25 protein-coding genes are annotated in these 23150 nt (G+C 67.9%); 11 read left to right on the top strand and 14 right to left on the bottom strand.

From position 1 onward, the window contains the following. Nucleotide 1 precedes the first annotated feature (1 nt). From WG898_RS15110 to WG898_RS15100, 3 genes are read right to left on the bottom strand one after another with little or no spacing between them, the layout of a single operon-like run. Nucleotides 2-760 carry a hypothetical protein gene (locus tag WG898_RS15110; RefSeq protein WP_339603629.1) on the bottom strand — a complete coding sequence of 253 codons (759 nt, stop codon included), beginning with the start codon at nucleotides 758-760 and terminating at the stop codon, nucleotides 2-4. 12 nt (nucleotides 761-772) lie between these two features. Then, on the bottom strand, nucleotides 773-1000 hold the full coding sequence (locus WG898_RS15105; protein ID WP_339603628.1) for a helix-turn-helix domain-containing protein: 228 nt from the start codon (nucleotides 998-1000) through the stop codon (nucleotides 773-775). After that, nucleotides 1000-1557 (bottom strand): DUF2975 domain-containing protein, encoded by a 558-nt coding sequence (locus tag WG898_RS15100; protein WP_339603627.1) that lies wholly within the window; start codon nucleotides 1555-1557, stop codon nucleotides 1000-1002. Before WG898_RS15100 ends, WG898_RS15105 begins: the two co-directional genes overlap by 1 nt. Nucleotides 1558-1659: 102 nt before the next feature. On the opposite strand from WG898_RS15100, the gene WG898_RS15095 reads away from it, so the two are divergent. Genes WG898_RS15095 through WG898_RS15080 form a run of 4 tightly spaced genes read left to right on the top strand, consistent with a single transcriptional unit; the run spans nucleotide 1660 to nucleotide 3675 of the window. Continuing rightward, nucleotides 1660-2163: an aminoacyl-tRNA deacylase gene (locus WG898_RS15095; protein ID WP_339603626.1), complete on the top strand. Its 504-nt coding sequence runs from the start codon at nucleotides 1660-1662 to the stop codon at nucleotides 2161-2163. Between the two features lie 6 nt (nucleotides 2164-2169). Next, the gene (gene plsY / locus WG898_RS15090) at nucleotides 2170-2916 is read left to right on the top strand and encodes a glycerol-3-phosphate 1-O-acyltransferase PlsY (protein WP_339603625.1); all 747 of its coding nucleotides are present in this window, start codon (nucleotides 2170-2172) and stop codon (nucleotides 2914-2916) included. Continuing rightward, nucleotides 2913-3257 (top strand): RidA family protein, encoded by a 345-nt coding sequence (locus tag WG898_RS15085; protein WP_339603624.1) that lies wholly within the window; start codon nucleotides 2913-2915, stop codon nucleotides 3255-3257. Before plsY ends, WG898_RS15085 begins: the two co-directional genes overlap by 4 nt. Before the next feature lie 37 nt (nucleotides 3258-3294). Further along, nucleotides 3295-3675, top strand: a complete 381-nt coding sequence (locus tag WG898_RS15080; protein WP_339603623.1) for a glutaredoxin family protein — start codon at nucleotides 3295-3297, stop codon at nucleotides 3673-3675. On the opposite strand, the gene WG898_RS15075 is transcribed toward WG898_RS15080, so the two are convergent. From WG898_RS15075 to WG898_RS15050, 6 genes are all read right to left on the bottom strand, one after another. Then, nucleotides 3676-4014 (bottom strand): TonB family protein, encoded by a 339-nt coding sequence (locus tag WG898_RS15075; RefSeq protein ID WP_339603622.1) that lies wholly within the window; start codon nucleotides 4012-4014, stop codon nucleotides 3676-3678. A 40-nt stretch (nucleotides 4015-4054) separates the two neighbouring features. Beyond that, nucleotides 4055-5602 (bottom strand): methyl-accepting chemotaxis protein, encoded by a 1548-nt coding sequence (locus WG898_RS15070; RefSeq protein WP_339603621.1) that lies wholly within the window; start codon nucleotides 5600-5602, stop codon nucleotides 4055-4057. A 126-nt stretch (nucleotides 5603-5728) separates the two neighbouring features. Then, nucleotides 5729-6364 carry an L-threonylcarbamoyladenylate synthase gene (locus tag WG898_RS15065; protein ID WP_339603620.1) on the bottom strand — a complete coding sequence of 212 codons (636 nt, stop codon included), beginning with the start codon at nucleotides 6362-6364 and terminating at the stop codon, nucleotides 5729-5731. Nucleotides 6365-6367: 3 nt separating this feature from the next. Then, nucleotides 6368-7243, bottom strand: coding sequence for a 3',5'-nucleoside bisphosphate phosphatase (locus tag WG898_RS15060; protein WP_444718957.1), 876 nt, complete (start codon nucleotides 7241-7243; stop codon nucleotides 6368-6370). A gap of 31 nt (nucleotides 7244-7274) precedes the next feature. Continuing rightward, nucleotides 7275-8996, bottom strand: a complete 1722-nt coding sequence (gene recJ / locus WG898_RS15055; RefSeq protein WP_339603618.1) for a single-stranded-DNA-specific exonuclease RecJ — start codon at nucleotides 8994-8996, stop codon at nucleotides 7275-7277. Beyond that, the gene (locus WG898_RS15050) at nucleotides 8993-9919 is read right to left on the bottom strand and encodes a hypothetical protein (RefSeq protein ID WP_339603617.1); all 927 of its coding nucleotides are present in this window, start codon (nucleotides 9917-9919) and stop codon (nucleotides 8993-8995) included. The genes recJ and WG898_RS15050 overlap by 4 nt, the downstream gene beginning before the upstream one ends. Nucleotides 9920-9997: 78 nt before the next feature. Between WG898_RS15050 and WG898_RS15045 the strand changes: the two genes are divergently transcribed. Both WG898_RS15045 and ppk1 read left to right on the top strand, forming a co-directional pair. After that, nucleotides 9998-10864: a UDP-2,3-diacylglucosamine diphosphatase gene (locus tag WG898_RS15045; RefSeq protein WP_339603616.1), complete on the top strand. Its 867-nt coding sequence runs from the start codon at nucleotides 9998-10000 to the stop codon at nucleotides 10862-10864. Beyond that, nucleotides 10861-12921, top strand: a complete 2061-nt coding sequence (gene ppk1, locus WG898_RS15040) for a polyphosphate kinase 1 (protein ID WP_339603615.1) — start codon at nucleotides 10861-10863, stop codon at nucleotides 12919-12921. The genes WG898_RS15045 and ppk1 overlap by 4 nt, the downstream gene beginning before the upstream one ends. Before the next feature lie 13 nt (nucleotides 12922-12934). On the opposite strand, the gene WG898_RS15035 is transcribed toward ppk1, so the two are convergent. After that, complete coding sequence (locus WG898_RS15035) at nucleotides 12935-14449, bottom strand: Ppx/GppA phosphatase family protein (RefSeq protein WP_339603614.1); 1515 nt, start codon at nucleotides 14447-14449, stop codon at nucleotides 12935-12937. Nucleotides 14450-14590: 141 nt separating this feature from the next. On the opposite strand from WG898_RS15035, the gene WG898_RS15030 reads away from it, so the two are divergent. Then, complete coding sequence (locus WG898_RS15030; RefSeq protein WP_339603613.1) at nucleotides 14591-15361, top strand: ZIP family metal transporter; 771 nt, start codon at nucleotides 14591-14593, stop codon at nucleotides 15359-15361. Nucleotides 15362-15421: 60 nt separating this feature from the next. Here WG898_RS15030 and WG898_RS15025 read toward each other — a convergent pair whose 3' ends face one another. The 3 genes from WG898_RS15025 to WG898_RS15015 all read right to left on the bottom strand — a co-directional run bounded on the left by WG898_RS15025 (nucleotide 15422) and on the right by WG898_RS15015 (nucleotide 17908). Then, nucleotides 15422-15856, bottom strand: coding sequence for a universal stress protein (locus tag WG898_RS15025; RefSeq protein WP_339603612.1), 435 nt, complete (start codon nucleotides 15854-15856; stop codon nucleotides 15422-15424). A gap of 82 nt (nucleotides 15857-15938) precedes the next feature. Then, nucleotides 15939-16796, bottom strand: coding sequence for a sulfurtransferase (locus WG898_RS15020; protein ID WP_339603611.1), 858 nt, complete (start codon nucleotides 16794-16796; stop codon nucleotides 15939-15941). A 5-nt stretch (nucleotides 16797-16801) separates the two neighbouring features. Beyond that, complete coding sequence (locus WG898_RS15015; protein WP_339603610.1) at nucleotides 16802-17908, bottom strand: aromatic ring-hydroxylating oxygenase subunit alpha; 1107 nt, start codon at nucleotides 17906-17908, stop codon at nucleotides 16802-16804. Between the two features lie 354 nt (nucleotides 17909-18262). Here WG898_RS15015 and xseB point away from each other — a divergent pair, with 354 nt between their 5' ends. Genes xseB through folE2 form a run of 4 tightly spaced genes read left to right on the top strand, consistent with a single transcriptional unit; the run spans nucleotide 18263 to nucleotide 22169 of the window. Continuing rightward, nucleotides 18263-18502 (top strand): exodeoxyribonuclease VII small subunit, encoded by a 240-nt coding sequence (gene xseB, locus WG898_RS15010; RefSeq protein ID WP_339603609.1) that lies wholly within the window; start codon nucleotides 18263-18265, stop codon nucleotides 18500-18502. 29 nt (nucleotides 18503-18531) lie between these two features. Continuing rightward, nucleotides 18532-19392, top strand: a complete 861-nt coding sequence (locus WG898_RS15005) for a polyprenyl synthetase family protein (RefSeq protein WP_285235604.1) — start codon at nucleotides 18532-18534, stop codon at nucleotides 19390-19392. 20 nt (nucleotides 19393-19412) lie between these two features. Continuing rightward, a complete protein-coding gene (gene dxs / locus WG898_RS15000; RefSeq protein ID WP_339603608.1) occupies nucleotides 19413-21329 on the top strand; it encodes a 1-deoxy-D-xylulose-5-phosphate synthase in 1917 nt (638 codons plus the stop codon). Nucleotides 21330-21374: 45 nt separating this feature from the next. Next, entirely contained in the window at nucleotides 21375-22169 is a 795-nt protein-coding gene (gene folE2, locus WG898_RS14995; protein ID WP_339603607.1) for a GTP cyclohydrolase FolE2, read from the top strand. Here folE2 and WG898_RS14990 read toward each other — a convergent pair whose 3' ends face one another. Beyond that, on the bottom strand, nucleotides 22170-23078 hold the full coding sequence (locus WG898_RS14990; RefSeq protein ID WP_339603606.1) for a LysR family transcriptional regulator: 909 nt from the start codon (nucleotides 23076-23078) through the stop codon (nucleotides 22170-22172). Between the last annotated feature and the right edge of the window lie 72 nt (nucleotides 23079-23150).

Genomic DNA, 23150 nt, shown 5'->3' with positions numbered 1-23150 from the left:
CTCAGCCGCCGAACATGCTGCCCAGCATGCGTACGCCCAGCTTGCTGTCCTCGGGGGCCAGCAGCCGTGCATGGTCGGGCCAGGCTTCCTGGCCAGTCAGGGTGGTGCAGGGGCGTGCGGCCGTGCCGGCCTTGGCCTGCGGGTCGCGGTGGTCGGTGGCCAGCGGCAGCGCCAGCAGCTGACCATGTTCGCGCCATTCGAGTTCCCAGTGCGCGGTGGCGCTGCAGATGCGCACGCCGGCGATCTGCGGAAAGGCCCAGCGCATATACCAGGGCAGCATCTCGCTGCGCAGGCGCTGCGCCACCGCGACGATGCGCCGCACCGTCGCCATGTCGAGTTCGGCAGCTGACACCGCGAGTTCCAAGGTGCCCTGCACATGGGCGCGGCCCTTGGGCAGGTTGGAGCTCAGCGAGCTGCCCTTGGCCTGCTCCAGCGGCAGCACGGGCAGCTCCAGCGTGCCGTCCGGCGCCGCTTGAAACGGCCGGTAGACGGTCTCGCTGACGATCGCCAGGCGGGCCTGCGGAAAGGGCTGCTGGCTGTCCTTGTCCAGCAGCTTCATGTCGACGCGGAACAGCCCCTCACCATGCCGGCGCAGCTCGTGCAGCACGCGATTGATGGGCTCGTAGTCCATCAGCTGGCCGGCACGGCTGATCCTGACCTCCACCTGCTCAAGCTGTTCCACCGCGGCCTGGGCCCGGGGCGCCTGCCAGCCGACCAGGGCCAGGCCCAGCGTGCAAATCGCACGGCTAACTGTTCTCATGTGCTCACTCCCTCAAGACGTATTGGATGCGTCGCTGCCTGCCTCGTAGCCGAGCAGATCGCCCGGCTGGCATTGCAGTACCTCGCAGATTCGCGCCAGCGTGTCGAAGCGCACGCCGCGCACCTTGCCGCTCTTGAGCAGCGACAGATTGGCCTCGGTGATGCCGACGCGCTCGGCCAGCTCCTTGGAGCGCATCTTGCGTTTGGCCAGCATCAGGTCCAGGGTCACGACGATGGCCATCAGACGAACTCCGCGTTCTCCTCGGCCACGCGCGTGGCCTCGGCCATCACCGTGGCCATCGCCAGCAGCACCAGGCCGAACATCAGGGCCAGGTAATGGTGGAAGGCCAGTGCCACCACCAGCACACGCTGGCCCGGCGGGTTCTGCCAGGTCAGCGCCAGCACCGAGAGCGTGTGCGAGAGCGGCAGCGCGGGTGCCAGCGCCACCAGGGCCAGGCCCATGCGGCGCAGCCGCAGCACCGGCTCGGCGCTGAAGATCCGGCCGCGCGCATAGCAGCCGAACAGCGACCAGAGCTGCCACAGCGCCAGCAGCGCGGCCGTGCCCGGCAGGGCCGCGCTGGCCAGGCCGAGGCCGCGCGTGAGCGGGTTCAGATTCAGCGGCTGCTGGCCGGCCTCCCATTGATGGCTCGCCACCTGCAGCAGCCAGTCGTCGCTGGTCCACAGAAGCAGCGGCGTCAGCAGCACCGCGGCTGCGCCCAGCACGCACATCAGGCGCAGCCAGAAGGCCAGCCGGCGGATGCGCGGCAGGCCGGCAAAGGACGAGGTCGCGTAGGGCATGGAAAGGCGGTGTGAACGGAATGAAATTACTGTAAAACAATAATATATTTTTGTGAAGCAGAAAACTTTCGACACGGGTGGGCTGCGGCGACAATCTCGCCCATGGCCAAGAAGCAAGCCCATGTCAGCGAAACCCCCGGCACGCAATTCCTGCGCGCGCATGGCGTGGCCTTCACCGAGCATGTCTACGACTATGTCGAGCATGGCGGCACCGCCGAATCCTCGCGCCAGCTGGGTGTGCCCGAGCATGAGGTGGTGAAGACCCTGGTGATGCAGGACGAGCGCGCCCAAGCGCTGATCGTGCTGATGCATGGCGATTGCCAGGTCAGCCTGAAGGAGTTGGCGCGCCAGATTCCCTGCAAGAAGGTGGAGCCCTGCAAGCCCGAGGTGGCACAGCGCCACAGCGGCTATTTGGTGGGCGGCACCTCGCCCTTCGGCACGCGCAAGCCCATGCCGGTGTACGTCGAGGCCGGCATCCTGGCCTTGCCAAGGATCTGCATCAACGGCGGGCGGCGTGGCTATCTGGTGGGCCTGGACCCCCAGGTTTTGCCTAGGCTGCTGGCGGCGCGCACGGTCGAATGCGCGCTGCGCGCCAGTGCAGAATAGCGCCCCATGCAAGAACTGCTTCCCTCCCTGCTGGCCACGTTGCTGGCCTATCTGATCGGCTCGCTCTCGTTTGCCGTCATCATCAGCCGCCTGATGGGTCTGTCGGACCCGCGCAGCTACGGCTCGGGCAACCCCGGCGCCACCAATGTGCTGCGCTCGGGCAACAAGGCCGCGGCCATCCTCACCCTGCTGTTCGATGCGCTGAAGGGCTATCTGCCGGTGCTGGCGGTGGCCTTGTGGGGCGAGCGCTATGGCCTGGGCGAGGGCACGATGGCGCTGGTGGGCCTGGCGGCCTTCCTGGGGCATCTGTGGCCGCTGTTCTTCCGCTTCGTGGGTGGCAAGGGCGTGGCCACCGCGGCCGGTGTGCTGCTGGCGCTCAATCCCTGGCTGGGCGGCGCCACGCTGCTGACCTGGCTCATCATTGCCTACTTCTTCCGCTACTCATCGCTGGCCGCCATCGTGGCCGCGCTGTTCGCGCCCTTCTACCAGATGCTGATCTGGGGTTCGAGCCCGGTGGTGCTGAGCATTGCGCTGATGAGCCTGCTGCTGGTGTGGCGCCATGAGGCCAATATCAAGAAGCTGCTCAATGGCACCGAGAGCAAGCTGGGCCAGAAGGCGGCCGCGCCCAAGCCTGCCGAGGGCAGCAGCAAGAAGCACCCGCATGGCGAGGGCTACCAGGCCCATGGCCATTCCCACCATCACGGTGCATCGCATTCCCACAGAGCTGCCAAGAAGGGCAGGAAATCATCATGATCGAACGTTTTGAAGTCGGCGCGCGCATGTCCGAGATGGCCGTGCACAACGGCGTGGTCTACCTGGCGGGCCAGGTGGCCTCGGACGCGAGTCTGGACATCACCGGCCAGACGGCGGATGTGCTGGCCCAGATCGACCGCCTGCTCAAGCTCGCCGGCAGCGACAAGACCAAGATCCTGCGCGCCCAGATCTATATCGCCGACGTCGCCGAATTCGCCGGCATGAACAAGGCCTGGGATGCCTGGGTCGCGGCCGGCCATACACCGCCGCGTGCCACCGTCGAGGCCAAGCTGGCCAAGCCCGAGTGGAAGGTCGAGATCGTCGTTACCGCGGCGGTCTGAGGCTGCGCGCCGGGCCCGACCGGCATAGCATGGCGGCATGAGCGCGCGCATTTCGGCCCTGATGCAGGGCCCTGTCGGTCTGGTGCTGCTGGTTCTGCTGTTGCTGAGCCTGAGCCAGGCTGCGCGCCAGTGGAACGAGGCCGAGCTGGCGCAGCGACTGCGCGAACTGGCCCGGCCGGGCGACATCCTCATGCTGGCCAGCCGCAGCTGCATCTACTGCCAGCGCGCCAAGCGCTGGCTGGATGCCGAGCAGGTGCCCTACCGCATGTGTTTGATCGAGCAGGATGCGGCATGCGCGCACCGCTATGCCGCGCTGCAGGCGCCCGGCACGCCGACCTTTGTGGTGCGGGGTGCCCGGGTGATTGGCTGGGACCGGGCCGCGTTGCTCAGGGCGCTGGAGCAAGCCCCAATCAAGTAGTCAATCTTCGTTGCTGAAGACCAGCTTCACTTCGTGGCTCTGCTTCTCGCCCGTGCCTTCGAACTTCCACTCCATCAGCGCGTTGATCACGGCCTTGTCGAATACCCGCTTGGGCTCGGCCTCGACGATGGCCACCTCGCTGACTTTGCCGTCGCCCTCGATGGTCAGCTTGGCCTTCACCGTGCCCTTGTTGACACCCTTGCGCGAGGCTTCTGCCGGGAACTCGGGCGGCACCTTCTTGATCACCTTGGGCGCCGCCTGCGCGGCCGTGGCGATCAGCAGGGCGCCCAGCAGGCCCAGGGCCATGCGCGCCAGCGGGGCGCTCGAGAACTTGAACATGGTGCGGTCTCCTTCGACTCGTTTGGGTTTGTATGGGGCGTCAACGCGTGCGGAAGAAGCCGACGGCTTCCAGCAGGCGCGATGAGCTACCGGTCAGCTCCTCGGTGGAGCGGGTCAGCGCGCTGACCAGGCTGGCGTTCTGCTGGGTGCTGCGGTCCAGCTCGTTCATGGCCTGGTTCACCACGCCCACGCCGCTTGCCTGTTCCTGGGCCGAGTGCGAGATCTCCTCGATCAGCTGGCCCATATTGTTGACCTCGTCCACCACGCTGTTGATGGTGATGCCGGCGTTGTTGACCTGGGTGGTGCCATTCTCGACCTTGACCGAGGATTCCTGGATCAGCACCTTGATCTCCTTGGCGGCGGCGGCCGAGCGCGAGGCCAGCGCGCGCACCTCGGAGGCCACGACCGCGAAGCCGCGGCCATGCTCGCCGGCGCGCGCCGCTTCCACTGCGGCGTTGAGCGCCAGGATATTGGTCTGGAAGGCGATGCCGTCGATCACGCCGATGATGTCGCCGATCTTGCGCGAACTGGCGCTGATCTCCTGCATGGTGTGCACCACCTGGGCCACCACCTGGCCGCCGGCCGAGGCCGACTGGCGCGCCTTGGTGGCGATGCCTGCGGCCTTGCGGGTCAGCTCGCTGGCGCCGCTGAGGTTGGCGGCGATCTCTTCCACCGAGGCGGCGGTGGTCTGCAGGCTGGAGGCCGAACGCGCGGTGCGATCCGACAGGTCGTTGTTGCCGCCCGCGATCGCGCTGGAGCTCTGCGCCACATCGCTGGCGGCGGTGCTGACGCTGCTGACCACGCCAGCGAGCGCCTGCTGCATATCGCGCATCGCGGTGAGCATCTGGCTCAGTTCGTCGCTGCCCTCGGTGCTGATGTCGTGCGTGAGGTCGCCATCGCGGATCGCCTCGGCGGCCGAACGTGCCTTGTTCACCGGCGCCACGATGGAGCGTGCAATCGCCAGCCCGCCCACGCCGCCGATCACCACCGCGGCGATCACCAGCAGCACCGTCACCAGCACCGAGTTGCGTGCCAGCTCTCCGCCGGCGACGGCCAGGTCATGGGCGCTCTCGAACTGCAGGTCGACCAGGCCCTTGAGGCCGTCCTGGTAGGACTGCTGGGCCGGGCGCACATCGGTGATCAGGCTTTCGCGCGCCTCGTCGGGGCTGCCGTCCTTTTGCACCTTGCGGAACTTCTCCACCGCGGCGAAGAACTTGGCCTGGCGCTCCTTCACCTGGGCCAGCAGCTCGCTTTCCTTGGTGCCGTCGATGCTGCCCTGCAGGCTGCCGAGCTGCTTCTCGCTCTCCTGCAGCGCGCCGTCGATGGCGGCCTGCTGTTTCTTGATCTGGCGCGCCTCATCGAGCAAGAGCAGGTCGCGCGAGGCACGCGCCACCACATTCACATTGCCCTCCAGTGAATTCGCCGCCGCGATCTTCACTAGGCTTTGGTTGGCGGTGCGATCCAGGTCCTTGGAGAGGCGGTTGGCGCTGTAGGCGCCGTAGCTGCCGATGATGACGAGCAGAACGATCAGGAGACCGTAGCTCAATGCGAGGCGCTGGCTGATGCGCAGCCGGGTCAACAGACTCATGCTCTGCCCTTTCGGAGGCTTCTTCGTTTCCAGACGACTGTTGTTGGTACAGCGCAGGGGTGCCGTGTCAGCTCACCCCTGATCTGATGGCTATCGGCATGAGGCGGCGCGGCTTAAGGACAAAAGTCACGCTTCCTGCGAAAGGCCCAGGGTGGCCGGGTCGCCGCGGCCGCGGCGTATCAGCTGGGCGGTGTCGCCGCTGAGGTCCACCACCGTGGTGGGTTGTAGCGGGCAGGCGCCGGCGTCGACGATCACCTGCAGCACCCGGTCGAAGCGCGCGCTGATCTCGGCGGCGTCATTCAGCGCCTCGCTCTCGCCGGGCGGAATCAGGGTGGTGGCCAGCAGCGGCTCGCCCATCAGGGCCAGCAGATCCTGGCTGACCTTGTGGTCCGGCACGCGCAGGCCAATGGTGCGGCGCGAGGGGTGCGAGACGCGTCGCGGCACTTCCTTGGTGGCTTCCAGGATGAAGGTGAAGGGGCCAGGTGTTGCCAGCTTGAGCAGGCGGTACTGGCGGTTGTCGACGCGCGCGAAATTGGCCAATTCGCTGAGGTCGCGGCACAGCAGCGTCAGGTGATGCTTGTCGTCCACGCCGCGCACGCGGCGCAGCTGGTCGACCGCGGCCTTGTCGTCCAGCCGGCATACCAGGGCATAGCTGGAGTCGGTGGGGATGGCTCCGACGCCGCCGGACTGGAGGATTTGCGCGGCCTGCTTGAGGAAGCGTTGCTGCGGGTTTTCGGGGTGGACTTCGAAGAATTGCGCCATGGCTTATTGTGGTTCAAGCGGACGCAGCACACGCTGCTCCAATGCCTGCCACACGGGGGTGAGCCGGCCGGACAGGTCGGGCAGGCGGCCCAGATCGGTATGGCTCTCGCTGGGGCTGTGGAAGTCCGAGCCCCGCGAGGCCAGCAGGCCGAACTCCAGCGCCGTCTCGGTGTACTTCTGCGCCTCGGCCGCGGTGTGGCTGCCGGTCACCACCTCGATGCCACGCCCGCCATGGGCGATGAACTCGGTGATGAGGGCGTATTCCTCGGTGGGCGTGAAGTCGTAGCGGCCCGGGTGGGCGATTACCGCCAGGCCCCCGGCCTCGGTGATCCAGCGCACCGCATCGCCCAGCGCGGCCCAGCGGTGCGGCACATAGCCGGGCTTGCCCTCGGTGAGGAAGCGGCGGAACACCTCGGAGACATCGCTGCAGACACCGCTGTCGACCAGGAAGCGCGCGAAATGGGTGCGCGAGATCAGCTCGGGGTTGCCCACATACTTGCTGGCGCCCTCGAAAGCGCCCTTGATGCCCACCTGGGCCAGGCCGGCGGCCATGTCGCGGGCACGCGCCTCGCGGCCGCCGCGGGTGGTGTGCAGGCCGGCCACCAGGGCGGCGTTCTCATGGTCGAAACCCAGGCCGACGATGTGCACCACACGTCCGGCAAAGCTCACCGAGATCTCGGTGCCGGTCAGATAGGGCAGGCCCAGCGCCAGCGCGGCATCGCGGGCACGCGCCTGGCCGCCCAGCTCGTCGTGATCGGTCAGCGCCCACAGCTCCACGCCATTGGCCTTGGCGCGCGCGGCGAGCTGTTCGGGGCTGAGGGTGCCGTCCGACACCACCGAGTGGCAGTGCAGATCGGCGTTGGTACAGGCATGCAGGATAGGAGTCACCGCCCGATTCTAGGAGCCGGCCTCAGACCATGGCCTCGACCACCATTTGGATGCGCTCCTGACCCTGGTATTCGTCCAGGCTCAGGCGGTAGGCCAGGCGTGCCTGGTCGGGCAGCGGCTCACTGCGGCCGAACCAGATCGCATCGCGCAGCAGGCCGCCCTGGCGCAGGCGCAGCTTCATATGCCGCTCGCCCACCAGGCGCTGCGAGACGATCTGCACCTGATCGCAGAACAGCGGTGCCTCGAAGGCCTGGCCCCAGACCTGGGCGTCGAGCTCGCGCACCGTGGCGGCGTTGAACAGCTCGGGCGCCAGCGGGCCGTCGGTGCGCAGGGTGCGGGTGAGGGCTTGTTCGTCCAGCCACTCGGCCGCCACCTGCTGGAAGGCGCTGTTGAAGCGCTCGAACGTGCCCTCGGCCAGGGTGCAGCCGGCCGCCATCGCATGCCCGCCGAACTTGGTCAGCAGCTCGGGATGGCGCTTGCTGATCAGGTCCAGCGCGTCGCGCAGATGAAAGCCCGGGATCGAACGCCCCGAACCCTTGAGCTGGCCATCGGCGCCGCGCGCGAACACAAAGGCTGGGCGGTGCACGCGGTCCTTCAGGCGTGAGGCGACGATGCCCACCACGCCCTCGTGGAAGGCGGGGTCGAAGATGGCCAGCGCGGCGGGCGCATCGCCGGCCGGCATCAACGCCTCCAGCTGGGCCTCGGCCTGCTCGCGCATGCCGGCCTCGATCTCGCGGCGCTCGCGGTTGATGGCGTCCAGCAGCTTGGCCAGTTCCAGCGCGCGCGTGGCGTCATCGCACAGCAGGCATTCGATGCCCACCGTCATGTCCGAGAGACGGCCGGCGGCATTGATGCGCGGGCCCAGCGCAAAGCCCAGATCAAAGGCATTGGCGCGGCCGGCATCGCGGCCCGCCGCGGTGAAAAGCGCGGCGATGCCCGGTTGCATGCGGCCGGCACGCATGCGGCGCAGGCCCTGTGCCACCAGGCGGCGGTTGTTGGCATCGAGCTTGACCACATCGGCCACCGTGCCCAGGGCCACCAGATCGAGCAGGCCATCCAGCTTGGGTTGCTTGCTGGCATCGAAGCGGCCGCGCTTGCGCAGTTCGCCGCGCAAGGCCAGCAGCAGATAGAAAGCCACGCCCACGCCCGCCAGGTTCTTGCTCGCGAACTCGCAGCCGGGCTGATTGGGGTTGAGCATGGCGTGTGCGTCGGGCAGCAGCACCGCGCCGTCCACCAGGGCCGGCAGGTGGTGGTCGGTCACCAGCACCTTGAGCCCGAGCGCGCGCGCATGCGCCACGCCGGCATGGCTGGCGATGCCGTTGTCCACCGTCATCAGCAGCTGCGGCCGCAGCGGCAGCGCCAGCTCGACGATGGTGGGCGTGAGGCCATAGCCATGCACGGCGCGGTCCGGCACCACATAGTGCAGGGTGTCGGGTCTTGCCCCCAAGAGTGCCAGGCCGCGCAGCGCCACGGCGCAGGCGGTGGCGCCGTCGCAGTCGTAGTCGGCCACGATGCAGATGCGCTCGCCGGCGAGCAGGCTGTCGGCCAGCAGGCCGGCGGCCTCGGCGATGCCCTTCAGGCCCTCGGGCGGCAGCAGCCTGGCGAGCCCGTCGTCCAGCTCATCGGCCGAGCGCACGCCGCGCGCGGCGAACAGGCGTGCCAGCAAGGGCGAGATGCCGGCCTGTTCCAGCGCCCAGGCCTCGCGGGGCGGCACATCGCGGGTGACGAGGCGCGGCTGATTCATAAAGCCTCCAGTGTGAGAGCCGCGTCTGCGTTGGGCGGCAGCAGCGCCTGCCTGAGCTTGCGCCAGCCCCGGGCGGGCGTGCCAGCCCAGCTGCGCGCATGACGTTCGCCGCACAGCGTGAGGCGCAGCGGCTGCGTGGCCGAGGCGCGCAGCAGCGCCGCCAGCGGGCCGGCGTCGAGCGCGCGCCAGGCCTCCATCCATGCCGACCAGTCGGCCGTCAGCAGGGGCTCGCGCAGGCCGAACTCCTGCTGCAGCTCGGCGGGCAAGACCTGGCCCCGGCCGACGCCGCAGCCGCTGATCCAGACCGAGTTCAGCGGCAGGGCGCCGCGCGCTTCGCGCGCCTCGTTCAGTGGCAGGCCGTGCAGCATCAGCTGGATCTCGTTTTGCAAGAGACGCAGCGCGCGCGCCTCGGGCATCCAGTGGCTGACGCTGCGGTCAAGCACGCGCTCCAGGCTGGCGCATGGCAGTGCGTCGAGGCTGGGATGGGCGATCAGCCATTGATCGGGCGCCAGGAATTCGCAGGCCCAGCCCTCATCGGAGGGGAACAGCGGTGCCAGGGCCGCGAAAAAGGCGCGCGACTCGGCCTCGTCCAGGGCCAGAAGGCGCGGGCCCAGGGCGGTGACCTGGTCGGTACCCACCGAGAGATGCAGGGGCGTCAGCAGTGCCCAGGCCTGGGCGTCGCGCGCCTTCGTCTGCTCACGCAGCCAGGCAGCGGTGGGCAACGAGGTGCCTGCCGGCAGACCGCGCAGCCGCGCCAGCGCGAGCTCCTGCGGTGTATGCGGGCTGTACTCGTCCTCGCCCAGCAACTCGGGCGCGGGCGTCAGACGCCCCAGCAGGGCGCAGAGATTGGGCAGGGCCAGTTCACGCAGGCAATGCCGCGCCTCGTCGCTCACGGCGCTGGCATAGGGAATCATCAAATGCATGGGGGCATTATCCGGGCCGTCACCGGCGCGTCATGCCGGCTTGGCAATCTGGCCGTCGTGTTGACTGGCCCTAGCCCCATGCAGCCCGACTACGTGATGGCGCGCGTCGCCAGCCCCAGCGCCTTCATTGCCGAGCCTCCTGCCGTCGCCCCCGATGCGGATGGGGACGAGGGGCGGCTGCACTACCGCAGCGTCTGGATTTCCGATCTGCACCTGGGCACGCCCGGCTGCCAGGCCGGCGCCCTGCTGGAGTTCCTGCGCACGGTGGAATGCGAGCAGCTCTTTCTGGTGGGCGACATCATCGACGGCTGGCAGCTGCGCCGCAGCTGGTACTGGCCGCAGACGCACAACGATGTGGTGCAGAAGCTCTTGCGCAAGGCGCGCAAGGGTTGCCGGGTGATCTTCATCCCGGGCAATCACGATGAATTCGCACGCAAGTACCTGCAGCACAGCTTTGGTGGCATCGAGGTGGCCGAGGACTGGATCCACGAGACGGCGGATGGCCGCAAGCTCTGGATCACCCATGGCGACCTGTTCGACGGCGTAATCCAGTGCGCGCGCTGGCTCGCGCATCTGGGCGACAGCGCCTACGAATTCACCCTCAAGCTGAACCGCCACCTCAACTCGCTGCGCGCGCGCCTGGGCCTGCCCTATTGGAGCCTGTCCAAATACCTCAAGCTCAAGGTCAAGCGCGCGGTCAGCTATGTGTCGGACTTCGAGCTGGCGGTGGCGCGCGAGGCGCGCAAGCGCGGCGTGCAGGGCGTGGTGTGCGGTCATATTCACCATGCCGAGCTGCGCATGATCGACGGCATCCTCTACTGCAACGACGGCGACTGGGTGGAAAGCCTGACCGCCCTGGTCGAACATGCCGATGGCGAGCTGAAAATCCTGGACTGGGCAGCCGTCACGAATTCGTCACGAGGCGTTCATAGAATCGGCGTATGACCCTGCCAGACGTTGCCTTGCTCAATCGCGAGCAGGCCATTCTCGAGTTCAACAAACGTGTGCTGGCCCAGGCTGAACGCAGCGATGTGCCGCTGCTGGAGAGGCTGCGCTATATCTGCATCGTCTCGTCCAATCTCGACGAGTTCTTCGAGGTGCGTTTCGCCGACATGCTGGACGCCGCGCGAGACCCGGTGAATGCGGTGAGTTCGCGCGACGTGGAGCGGGTGGCACGTGCCGCCCACGACCTGATCGACGAGCAGTATGCGATCTTCAATGAGCAGGTGATGCCGGCGCTGCGCCGGGAGCGCATCGTCATCCTCAACCATGCCGATCGCAACGAGGCACAGCGCCACTGGGTGGCCAAGTTCTTCGAGCGCGAGGTGCGCCCGCTGCTGGTGCCGGTGGGTCTGGATCCCGCCCATCCCTTTCCGCAGGTAGCCAACAAGTCCCTGCATTTCATTGCCAGGCTTTCGGGCAAGGACGCGTTCGGGCGCGACAACCGCATCGCCATCGTCAAGGTGCCGCGCGTGCTGCCGCGCGTCATCAAGCTGCCGGCCACGGTCAGCGAGGGCCAGCAGGCCTTTGTGCTGCTGACCAGCGTGATTCGCGCGCATCTGGAGGAGCTGTTCCCGGGCCGCCATGTGGAGGCCTTCTCGCAGTTCCGCGTCACGCGCGACTCCGACCTGGAGGTCGACGAGGAGGAGGTGGCGAACCTGCGCCATGCGCTGCGCTCGGGCCTGACCACGCGCCACTTCGGCCGTGCGGTGCGGCTGGAGGTGGTGAACACCTGCCCGGCCGAACTCTCGAACTTCCTGCTTGAGCAGTTCGACATGCCGGCGGCGGCGCTCTACCACGTCAACGGCCCGGTGAACCTGGTGCGGCTGAACGAACTGATCGACCAGTGCGACGCGCCCGGGCTGCGCTTTGCGCCGCACGAACCGGTCTGGCCGCAGGGGCGGCTGCCGCGCCAGAAGTCCATCTTCCACCGCCTACGCAAGGGTGATGTGCTGCTGCACCATCCCTTCGAGAGCTTCGAGCCGGTGGTGCAGTTTCTGCGCGAGGCGGTCGAGGACCCCGACGTGCTGGCCATCAAGCAGACCGTCTACCGCACCGGCAGCAAGTCGGAGCTGATGGACCTGCTGATCGAGGCGGCGCGGCGCGGCAAGGAAGTGATGGTGGTGGTGGAGCTGAAGGCGCGCTTCGACGAAGAGGCCAATATCAACTGGGCCGAACGCCTGGAGGCGGTGGGCGCGCAGGTGGTGTACGGCATCGTTGGCATGAAGACCCATGCCAAGCTGCTGCTGGTGACGCGGCGCGAAGTCGGCAAGCTGGGCAAGCCCGTGCTGCGCCGCTATGCGCATCTCTCCACCGGCAACTACAACCCCAAGACCGCGCGGCTCTATACCGATCTGGGCCACCTGACGGCCGACCCCGAGCTCACCGCCGATGTCGACCTGGTGTTCCGCGAGCTGGCCGCGCTCTCCAAGTTCAAGGCGCCCAAGCGCCTGCTGCTGGCGCCCTTCAATATGCACAGCCGCATGCTCGAGCACCTGGCCCAGGTAGCGGAGGCGGCGCGCGCGGGCAAGCCGGCGCGTGTGGTGGTGAAGATCAATGCGCTCACCGATGCCGCGCTGATCGGAAGCCTGATCGCGGCCGGCCAGGCCGGCGCCAGGATCGACCTGATCGTGCGCGGCGCCTGCATGCTGCCGCCGGGCCTGCCCGGCCAGACCGACAACATCCTGGTGCGCTCGGTGGTGGGGCGCTTCCTGGAGCACACGCGCATCTGCTACTTCCGCTGGGGCGTCGCCGAAGGCGACGAGGTTCTGTACCTGTCCAGCGCCGACTGGATGAGCCGCAATATGTTCCGCCGCATCGAGGTGGCTTGGCCGGTGCTCGACCCGGCGCTGCGCCAGCGCGTCATCGACGAGGCGCTGCAGCCCTATCTGCACGACCGCCTGGACGCCTGGCAGCTCGGCCCGGACGGGCGCAGCCAGCGCGTCGCGGAGACCGGCGTGAGCTCCCAGCAGGCGCTGATGCGCCGCTATAGCGCGGGCTGATCGGTGGCCGCGCTCAGGCCTGCACGCTGAGCCCAATCAGACCGAGCTTGGCCCAGGCCTGCAGCTCTTCCTGCATCAGGTAAGACGCGCGCGGCTGGGCGGCGGCCCAGTCCGGATCGACGGCGACGCGCACGCGCCGGCCCTGGCGCTGCAGGCGCATCGGGCCGTCGGCGAGGGCACCGCGCGCGTGACAATGGATGACGGCCAGGCGCAGCGCCAGCACCTGCCACAGCAGGCTCTCGTCGCCGAGCTGAGTCTCCAGCTTGCGCAGGCCGCCGCGCTGGCCCAGCGCCAGGTCGCCGAGGCGCTTGAGCTGGTTCTGCGAGAAGCCGCTGGCGTCCACATGGGCCAGCAGGTAGGCGGTGTGGCGGTGGTGGTCGTGGTGCGAAACCATCATGCCCAGCTCGTGCAGGGCGGCGGCCCAGCCCAGCTCGCGCTGCAGCTCGCGCGGCGCGCGCGGCTGCAGCTGCTGGTAGAGCGCGAGGGCCAGGTCTTGCACGCGGGCGGCCTGCTCGCGGTCCACGCCAAAGCGCTGCTGCAGCTCGGCCACCGACTGGTCGCGCATGTCGCGGCCCTGGGCCAGTTGCGCGGCCTCCAGGCGCTCGGCCAGGTCGAAGATCACGCCCTGGCGCAGCGCCCCCTTGGCGGGCTGAAGGCGTTCGATGCCGAACTGCGTCAGCAGGGTGTAGAGGATGCACAGGCCGCCGCCCACCACGGCGCGGCGGTCCTCCTTCAGCCCTGGCAGGCTGAGTTTGTCCATATGGCCCACCGCGATGCATTGCTCGATGCACCAGCGCAGCGCCTCGGGGGTGATGCTGCCATCGGTGATGCCGGTGGCGGCGAGGATCTGCGCCACCGCGCCGACCGTGCCGGAGGAGCCTAGCGCCTCCACCCAGGCGGGCTGGGCGAGCGGGCGCGAGAACTGGCTCAGCGCCTCCTCCAGCTCGGCACCCGCGGCCACCTGGGCGGCACGGAAGGCCTCGGCGCTGAAGCGGCCCTCGGGAAAGAAGCGCATCGACAGGCTGACGCTGCCGACCTGGAAGGACTCGGCCTTCAGTGGCACGCGGCCATGGCCCAGGATCATTTCGGTGGAGCGGCCGCCGATGTCGATCACCAGGCGCGGTGTCTGCGAGGGCTGCAGGCGCGCCACGCCGGCAAAGATCAGGCGCGCTTCCTCACGGCCCGAGATCACTTCGATGGGATGGCCCAGCACCGCCTGGGCGCGTGCCAGGAATGCATTGCGGTTGCGCGCTTCGCGCAAGGTCTGCGTGGCCACCGCGCGCACCCGGCCGGGCTCGAAGCCCTGCAGGCGCTGGGCAAAACGGGCCAGGCAATCCAGGCCGCGCTGCATGGCCGCTTCGGTGAGTTCGCCATTGGCGTCAAGACCTGCCCCCAGGCGCACCGTCTCCTTCAGGTATTCCTGGCGGCGGTAGTTGCTGCGGTTGAGCTGGGCAATCTCGAGCCTGAAGCTGTTGGAGCCCATGTCGATGGCGGCAAGGGCGGCGGGGGCGGTACGAGGCACGGTCATGGGCCGCGATTGTCGCGGCTTTGTGCGTCGGTTCCTTGTACAAAAGCCGCAGCGGGGCGGGACTTGACAGGTCTGCGAGAATCAAAGCCAACAAGTCTTCGCTGCCGGCGCACCATAGTGTGCGCCTTTTGTTTGCCATCCATGACCCTGCTCTATATCGTGCTCGCGACCCTGGCCGGCGGCCTGCTGTCGGTGCTCATCGCGGCCAGCCTGACGGTGGCGCTGCTGAGTCGTGTGGTCAAGCATCTGGTGAGCCTGTCGACCGGCGTGCTGCTGGCCACCGCACTGCTGCATGTGCTGCCCGAGGCCTTCGAGAGCCAGGCCAGCCCGCACAGCCTGTTCCTGACCCTGCTGGGCGGGCTGATGTTTTTTTTCCTGCTGGAGAAGGCCGAGCTCTACCGCCATACCCACCACCACGAGGGCGACGGTCACCAGCACCACCATCATTTCGACCAGGAGCAGGCCGGGCGCGGCGGCCTGGCGGTGCTGGTGGGTGACAGTATCCACAACTTCTGCGACGGCATCATCATTGCCGCGGCCTTTCTGGCCGATCAGCATCTGGGATGGATCACCGCGCTGGCCATCATCGCGCACGAAATCCCGCAGGAGGTGGGTGACTACATCGTGCTGCTGAACGCCGGTTTCTCGCGTGCCAAGGCGCTGCTGTTCAATGCCATCTCGGGCCTGGCGGCGGTGGCCGGCGGGGTGCTGGGCTACTTCCTGGTGGGGCCCTGGGAACAGCTGTTCCCCTACCTGCTGGTGGCGGCATCGAGCAGCTTTGTCTACGTGGCGGTGGCCGACCTGATCCCGCAGCTGCAACGCCGCTTGCCCTGGCGCGAAACCGCGCTGCAGCTGCTGTGGCTGGGCGTTGGCATGGGCGTGGTGGTGCTGGCAGTGGGCAGCCGCCATTGACGCAAGAAAAAACGCCCTCGGCCTTGCGGCCGGGGCGTTCCGTAGCGGAGCGGCGAGAACTCAGCGAACCACCAGCACCGGGATATTGCTGTGCGTCAGCACCTTCTGGGTCTCGCTGCCCAGCAGCAGGGCCTGCACACCGCGGCGGCCATGCGAGGCCATCACCACCAGGTCGCCGTCCACGCGCTTGGCATGCTCGATGATGGCTTCCCAGGCGTGCAGGGCTTCGATGCTGTGCGCCTCGCAAGGCACGCCGGCGGCTTCGGCCGCGCTCAGCACACTCTTCAGACGGCTCTGGGCAATGCGCTCCTGTGCGTCGAAGAACTCCTGCGGCGGCGTCGGCTGCATCTCGGACACCGCGCTGTAGGGGAAGGGCTCCTTGACGCTCACGGCAAAGAGCTTGGCGCCATGCACCTTGGCCAGTGCCACGGCGGTGCTGATGGCGTTGCTGGTGATGTCCGAGCCGTCGGTCGGGACGATGATGCGTTTGAACATGGCGATCCTCCAGTCTCAGGTGGGGTTTTGATGCACCCAGTGTGGCGCCCTGATCTTCCGCCTGCCTTGTGTTATGTCAAGGCTAGCCCTGCGCCACCGGCCGCGCCGGGTCGGACGACCACTCACTCCAGGAGCCAGGGTAGAGCTGCGAGCCCGCGAGCCCGGCTACTTCCATCGCCAGCAGGTTGTGGCAGGCGGTGACACCCGAGCCGCATTGATGCACCACGGCCTCGGCCGCATAGGGGGCCAGCAGGGGGGCGAACTCGGCGCGCAGGGTGTCGGCGCTCTTGAAGCAGCCGTCGGCCCGCAGGTTGTCCTTGAAGAAGCGGTTGCTGGCGCCCGGAATATGGCCGGCCCGCGCGTCCAGCGGTTCGATCTCGCCGCGGAAGCGCTCGCCGGCGCGCGCGTCGATCAGGCGCACCCGCCCAAGCTGGGCCTGCAGGGCGTCGGCGTCGAGGCTGGGGGCCAGCGTCGGACCGGGCACGAAGCCGCTGGGCCGGGGCGCGGGTGTGGGCTCGGTGACGAGGCTGCCGCCGGCCGCGACCCATGCCGCCAGGCCGCCGTCCAGCACGGCCACGGCCTCATGGCCCAGCCAGCGCAGCATCCACCAGAGCCGCGCCGCATACATGCCGCCCTGGGCGTCGTAGGCCACCACCTGGGTCTTGGGCGAGAGGCCCAGCGCGGCCATGCGCGCGGCAAAGGCGCCGCGCTCGGGCAGGGGATGGCGGCCATTGGCTCCTGTCTTGGCACCGCTCAGGTCGCGGTCCAGGTGCAGGTAATGGGCGCCGGGCAGATGGCCCTGCGCATGGGCGCGCGTGCCGGCTTCGGTATCGGCCAGGTCGAAGCCGGCATCGACGATCAGCAAGTCCGGAGCCCGCGCTTGCACAAGCTCGCGCAGTTCATGGCTGGCGATCAGGGTGCGGTAGATTGGCTTGCTCATGCTGCTCAGAGCCCCATCTCGCGGCGGTACCACTCGTGGAAATGCTGCATGCCGTCCTCCATCGGGCTCTGGTAGGGCCCGACCTCGTTGTCGCCGCGCTCCATCAAGGCCTTGCGGCCCCAGTCCATGCGCAGTGCGATCTCGTCGTCCTCGATGCAGGTCTCCATATAGGCGGCCTGGTTGGCCTCGACGAACTCGCGCTCGAAGGCGGCGATCTCCTCGGGGTAGTAGAACTCCACCACATTGGTGGTCTGCTGCGGGCCCTTGGGGAACAGCGTCGACACCACCAGCACATGCGGATACCACTCCACCATGATGTGCGGGTAATAGGTCAGCCAGATCGCGCCCTGCTTGGGCGGCTCGCCGCCGCGGAACTGCAGCACCTGCTGGTGCCACTTGCTGTAGACCTCGGAGCCGGGCTTTTGCAGCGCCTTGTGGATGCCCACGGTCTGCACCGAGTGGTGCTTTCCGAATTCCCAGGCCAGATCGTCGCAGGTGACGAACTTGCCCAGTCCGGGGTGGAAGGGGCCGACGTGGTAGTCCTCCAGATAGACCTCGATAAAGGTCTTCCAGTTGTAGTCGCACTCGTGCACATGGATCTTGTCGAGCACATAGCCGCTGAAGTCCAGCTCGGCGCGCTGGCCCATGGCCGCCAGTTCGGCTGCGATGTCGCGCCCGTTGTCCTCGAACAGCAGGCCGTTCCAGTCCCTGAGCTTGTAGCGGTTCAGGTTCAGGCAGGGGTCCTGCTCGAAATGCGGCGCGCCGACCAATTGGCCCTTCAGGTCGTAGGTCCATCGGTGCAGCGGGCACACCACATTGCTTTTGGTGTTGCCGCGGCCGCGCAGCATCACCGCCTGGCGGTGCCGGCAGACATTGGAGATCAGCTCCAGACCCGTGGGCGTGCGCACGATGGCGCGGCCCTCGCCCTCCTGGGGCAGTGCATAGAAGTCGCCTACCTCGGGCACGGCCAGGGCGTGCCCCAGGTAGCGCGGCCCAGGCTGGAAGATCAGTTCCTGTTCCTTGCGGAACAGGCCCTCATCGAAATAGGAAGTGACAGGCAGCTGCGTGTTGCTGCGTTCAAGCGCCGAGAGAGGAATGCTCAGGTCGGACATGATCCAAGAGGGTCTCCAAGAAACCAATGTCAACCCCCCGAGTCCGCTGCCGTCGGGCGCCAACAAAGCTTGACGCCTGGGCGCGGAGCCGGGTTTGTGTCAAAAAGCCCGGCCAGAAGGTTGCTTCCAGGCCGGGCTCCCAAACGCCGCACCAGCGTCGCAAGGGCGGTGGGCAGCGAGGGCGGGATTGTACCCATGCCGCGGTCTTCCGGGCAGGGTCTTGGCAATGGCTGTCATCGCCATCCTCCCTGCGGGGGATGTGGTGGGTGTGTGACAAGGTGTGGGTGCTCTAAGCCCGGCCTTACGCCGGTGACTACAATCCCGCTTTCGCATTTCTACATGAGCAAGCCTCCCATGCCCACCAGCAAAGCCGCGCCACCAGCGGCAGTTCCGGCCAGTTACGAGCTTGCGCTCGACGAGCTGGAGCGCTTGGTCGCATCCATGGAGGCCGGGGCATTGCCGCTGGACCAATTGCTGGACAGCTACCGCCGCGGTGCGGAGCTGCTGGGTTTTTGCCGCGCGCGCCTGCAGGCCGTCGAGCAGCAGGTCAAGGTGCTGGAGGGCGGCGAGATGAAAACCTGGGAGGAGTCCTGAGCGTGGATGCAGGCGTATTTGAACAATGGATGCAGCGCGCTCTGCTGGCTTACGAGCGCGCGCTGGACGAATGGGTGCCTGCGGATGCGCCCGCCGGACTGGGCGAGGCGATGCGCTATGGCGTGTTGGGTGCCGGCAAGCGCCTGCGTCCGCTGTTGGTGCTGGCGGCCTGCGAGGCGGTGGACGGCGACGCCCCGGCTGCCCTGCGTGCTGGCACGGCAGTGGAGCTGATCCATGCCTACTCCCTGATCCATGACGACATGCCCTGCATGGACAACGATGTGCTGCGCCGTGGCAAGCCCACCGTGCATGTGCAATTCGGCGAGGCCCAGGCCATGCTGGCGGGCGATGCCATGCAGGCCCTGGCCTTCGAGGTGCTGACGCCGGAGGCCGGCATCGCGCCGGCCCTGCAGGCGCGCCTGTGTGCGCTGCTGGCGCGCGCCTCGGGCCATGCCGGCATGGCCGGCGGCCAGGCCATCGATCTGGCCAGCGTGGGCAAGGACCTGGACGAGGCCACGCTGCGCGACATGCACCGCCGCAAGACCGGCGTGCTGCTGCAGGGCAGCGTGCTGATGGGCGCGGCCTGTGGCGAGACCACGCCCGCGACCTGGGCCGCGCTGACCGACTACGGCGCCGCCATCGGCCTGGCCTTCCAGGTGGTGGACGACATTCTGGACGTGACCCAGGACTCTGCCGTGCTGGGCAAGACCGCCGGCAAGGACCAGGAGGCCAACAAGCCCACCTATGTGAGCCTGATGGGCCTGGATGGCGCGCGCCGCTACGCCGACGAACTGCGCGCGCAAGCCCATGCGGCGCTGGCACGCTCGGGGCTCACCAACACCGCCTGGCTCAGCCTGCTGGCCGACCGCGTGGTGGACCGGGACAACTGACAGCTCGGAATGCATCGCACATGAATTTCTCGCTCCTGCGCACCATCAACAGCCCGGCCGATCTGCGCCGGCTGCCGCGCACCGATCTGGCCAAGCTGGCCGACGAGCTGCGCGCCTATGTGCTGGAGAGTGTCTCCAAGACCGGCGGCCACCTGGGCTCCAACCTGGGCGCGGTGGAACTGACGGTGGCGCTGCACTATGTGTTCAACACCCCGCACGACCGCCTGGTCTGGGACGTGGGCCACCAGACCTATCCGCACAAGGTGCTGACCGGCCGCCGCGAGGGCATGGCGGGCCTGCGCCAGCTGGGCGGTATCAGCGGTTTTCCGCGCCGCGACGAGAGCGAGTACGACACCTTCGGCACCGGCCATTCGTCCACCTCGATCTCGGCCGCGCATGGCATGGCCATGGCCGCCAAGCTCAAGGGCGAGCACCGCAAGGCCGTGGCCATCATCGGCGACGGCGCGATGACCGCAGGCATGGCCTTCGAGGCACTCAACAATGCCGGCGTTTCGCATGGCGGCCTGATGGGCGATGTGCTGGTGATACTGAACGACAACGATATGTCGATCAGCCCGCCGGTGGGCGCGCTCAACAAGTATCTGGCGCGTCTGATGAGCGGCAAGTTCTACGGCGCCGCGCGAGAGGGCGCCAAGAACGTCTTGAAGAACACGCCGCTGTACGAGTTCGCGCGCCGCTTCGAGGAGCACACCAAGGGCATGGTGGTGCCCGGCACGATCTTCGAGGAGTTCGGCTTCAACTACGTGGGCCCGATCGACGGCCATGACCTCGACGCGCTGATCCCCACGCTGGAGAACCTACGCAGCCGCTCGGGCCCGCAGTTCCTGCATGTGGTGACCAAGAAGGGTCAGGGCTACAAGCTGGCCGAGGCCGATCCGGTCAAGTACCACGCCGCCTCGGGCAAGTTCGATCCGGCTGTGGGCTTTGTCAAGCCGGCCACGCCGCCCAAGCCCACCTTCACCCAGATCTTCGGCGACTGGCTGTGCGATATGGCCGAGGCCGACACGCGCCTGGTGGGCATCACGCCCGCGATGCGCGAGGGCTCGGGCATGGTGGACTTCCACAAGCGCTTCCCGACCCGCTATCACGACGTCGGTATTGCCGAGCAGCATGCGGTGACCTTTGGCGCGGGTCTGGCCTGCGAAGGCCTCAAGCCGGTGGTGGCGATCTACTCCACCTTCTTGCAGCGCGCCTACGACCAGATGGTGCACGACGTGGCGATCCAGAACCTGCCGGTGCTGTTCGCGCTCGATCGCGCCGGCCTGGTGGGTGCCGACGGCGCCACCCATGCCGGCAACTACGACATCGCCTACACCCGCTGCATTCCGAACATGGCGGTGCTGACGCCGGCGGACGAGAACGAATGCCGCCAGGCGCTCTACACCGGCTTCCAGCACGATGGCCCGGCCACGGTGCGCTATCCGCGCGGTGCCGGCGTGGGCGTGCCAGTGCAAAAGCAGATGTCGGCCCTGCCATGGGGCAAGGGCGAGCTGCGGCGCGAAAGCGGCCGCGCGCAGGGCCAGGGGCCACGCATCGCAATCCTGGCCTTCGGCACCTTGCTCTTTCCCTGCCTGCAGGCGGCCGAGCAGCTCGACGCCACAGTCGCGAATATGCGCTTCGTGAAGCCGCTGGACGACGCCCTGGTGGCCGAGCTGGCGCGCACCCATGACGCCCTGGTGACGGTGGAAGACGGCTGCGTGATGGGCGGCGCCGGCAGCGCGGTGCTGGAGTCCTTGCAGGCCGCCGGCCTGAACCTGCCGGTGCTGCAGCTGGGCCTGCCCGATGTGTTCGTCGAGCATGGCGACCCGGCCAAGCTGATGTCGCAATGCGGCCTGGACGCCGCGGGCATCGAGCAATCCATCTTCAAGCGCTTTGGCGGCCGTCCGGCCCTGCTGCGCGCCGCCGCAAACCAGTAAGCCCCGGCCGAGGCAAGGTTCCTCGGTTGGTGCGATGCTCCCCCTATGAATCAATTGACGAGCGCCCTGCACATTCCCGACACCCAAAGCGAGCGCGACGAGCGTCATCTGGTGATCCAGCGTGTCGGCGTGAAGGATGTGCGCTATCCCCTGCAGCTGCGCATCGCCGGCAAGGCGCAGCCGACCGTGGGCCAGTGGACCCTGGACGTGGCGCTGCCGGCGGAGAAAAAGGGCACGCATATGTCGCGCTTCGTGGCCTGGCTGGATGCCTTGCACGAACCGCTGGACGCGGCCGGCCTGCGCGCATTGCATGGCCAGATGCTCGCCAGGCTGGAGGCGCTGGAGGGGCGCATCGAGGTGCGCTTTGCCTTCTTCGTGCGCAAGCGCGCGCCGGTCTCGGGCATCGAGAGCATGCTGGACTACCAGGGCGCGCTGATCTCCGAGACGCGTGCAGGCAAGACCACGGTGCGCGCCGAGGTGGCGGTGCCGGTGAAGAGCCTGTGCCCCTGCTCCAAGGAAATCTCGGACTACGGCGCCCACAACCAGCGCTCGCTGGTCACCATCAGCGCCGAGCTGAAGGACGATGCCCTGGGCTGGCAGGAGCTGGTGCGCTTTGCCGAGGAAAGCGCCTCCAGCGAGATATGGCCCCTGCTCAAGCGCAGCGATGAAAAGTGGATCACCGAGCGCGCCTACGAGAACCCCAAGTTCGTCGAGGACCTGGTGCGCGACGTGGCGCTGCGTCTGAATGCCGACGCGCGCATTGGCGCCTACACGGTGGATGTGGAGAACTTTGAATCCATACACAACCATTCAGCTTACGCCCGCATTGAGCGTGCGTGATCAGCCAGCGGCCAGCCTCTTGGCAATGCCGCTGAGTTCGCGCTTCACGAGCGCTAGGTAGTCCGCGGTGAGCGCCTGCACCGGCCGATGCTCCGGCAGCAAGGCATTCAGCTCGAAGGGCAGGGACACCGCAAAGCGCCGCCATTGCAGGCGCTCGCCCGCACAGGCGAGTGCGGTGAGCGGGTTCACGATCGCCAGACCCAGCCCCGCCTCGACCATGGCGCATACCGCCACCGCGCTGTGCGTCTCCAGCTGCAGGCGGCGCTGCACGCCCGCCTCGGCAAAGATGCGGTCCAGCTCGACGCGGTAGGGGTCCTCGGCCGCCAGGCTGACGAAGCGCTCTCCCTCGAAGTCCGCCGGGCTGAGCACCGGCTTGGCCAGCAGGGCGTGGCCGGCGGGCAGCACGCATACCTCGTCCAGGCTGGCGAGCCGCTCCAGGCGCGTGCCGGCCGTTGCCTGGCGCTGTTCGCTCAGGCCCAGGTCGAAACGCTGCGCGCTCATCCATTCCTCCAGCAGCGGCGACTCCTGTGGCGTGATGCTCAGTTGGGCCGCGGGATGGCGCGCCAGAAAGTTTTCACTCACCGCCGGCAGCAGGGCATGGGCCAGTGCCGGCAGACAGAGGATGTTGAGCCTTTCCTGCTCGGCGCGCCCCAGCTCGTGGGCACGGCCGATGACGCGCTCCAGGCCCTGGAAGGAGCGCTGCACCTCGTCAAACAGCTGCAGGGCGCGGGCCGTGGCCTTGAGCCTTCCGCGCTGGCGCTCGAACAGGGCATAGCCCAGCAACTGCTCCAGGCGCGCCAGCTCGCGGCTGATGGTGGGCTGGGAGCTGTGCAAGGCGCGGGCGGCCTCGGTCACGCTGCCGGCATGCATGACGGCGCGGAACACCTCGATATGGCGGTGGCTGATCATGCTTAGACCATATCAGAAGTGGATTGCATGGCGAAACAAAAGCATTTGAATGAATGCCGGAGGGCTGGCACG

It is taken from the genome of Paucibacter soli (genome assembly GCF_037482845.1).
GTDB classification, from domain to species: domain Bacteria; phylum Pseudomonadota; class Gammaproteobacteria; order Burkholderiales; family Burkholderiaceae_C; genus Paucibacter_B; species Paucibacter_B soli.
This window is presented reverse-complemented; position numbering and strand designations above follow the sequence as displayed.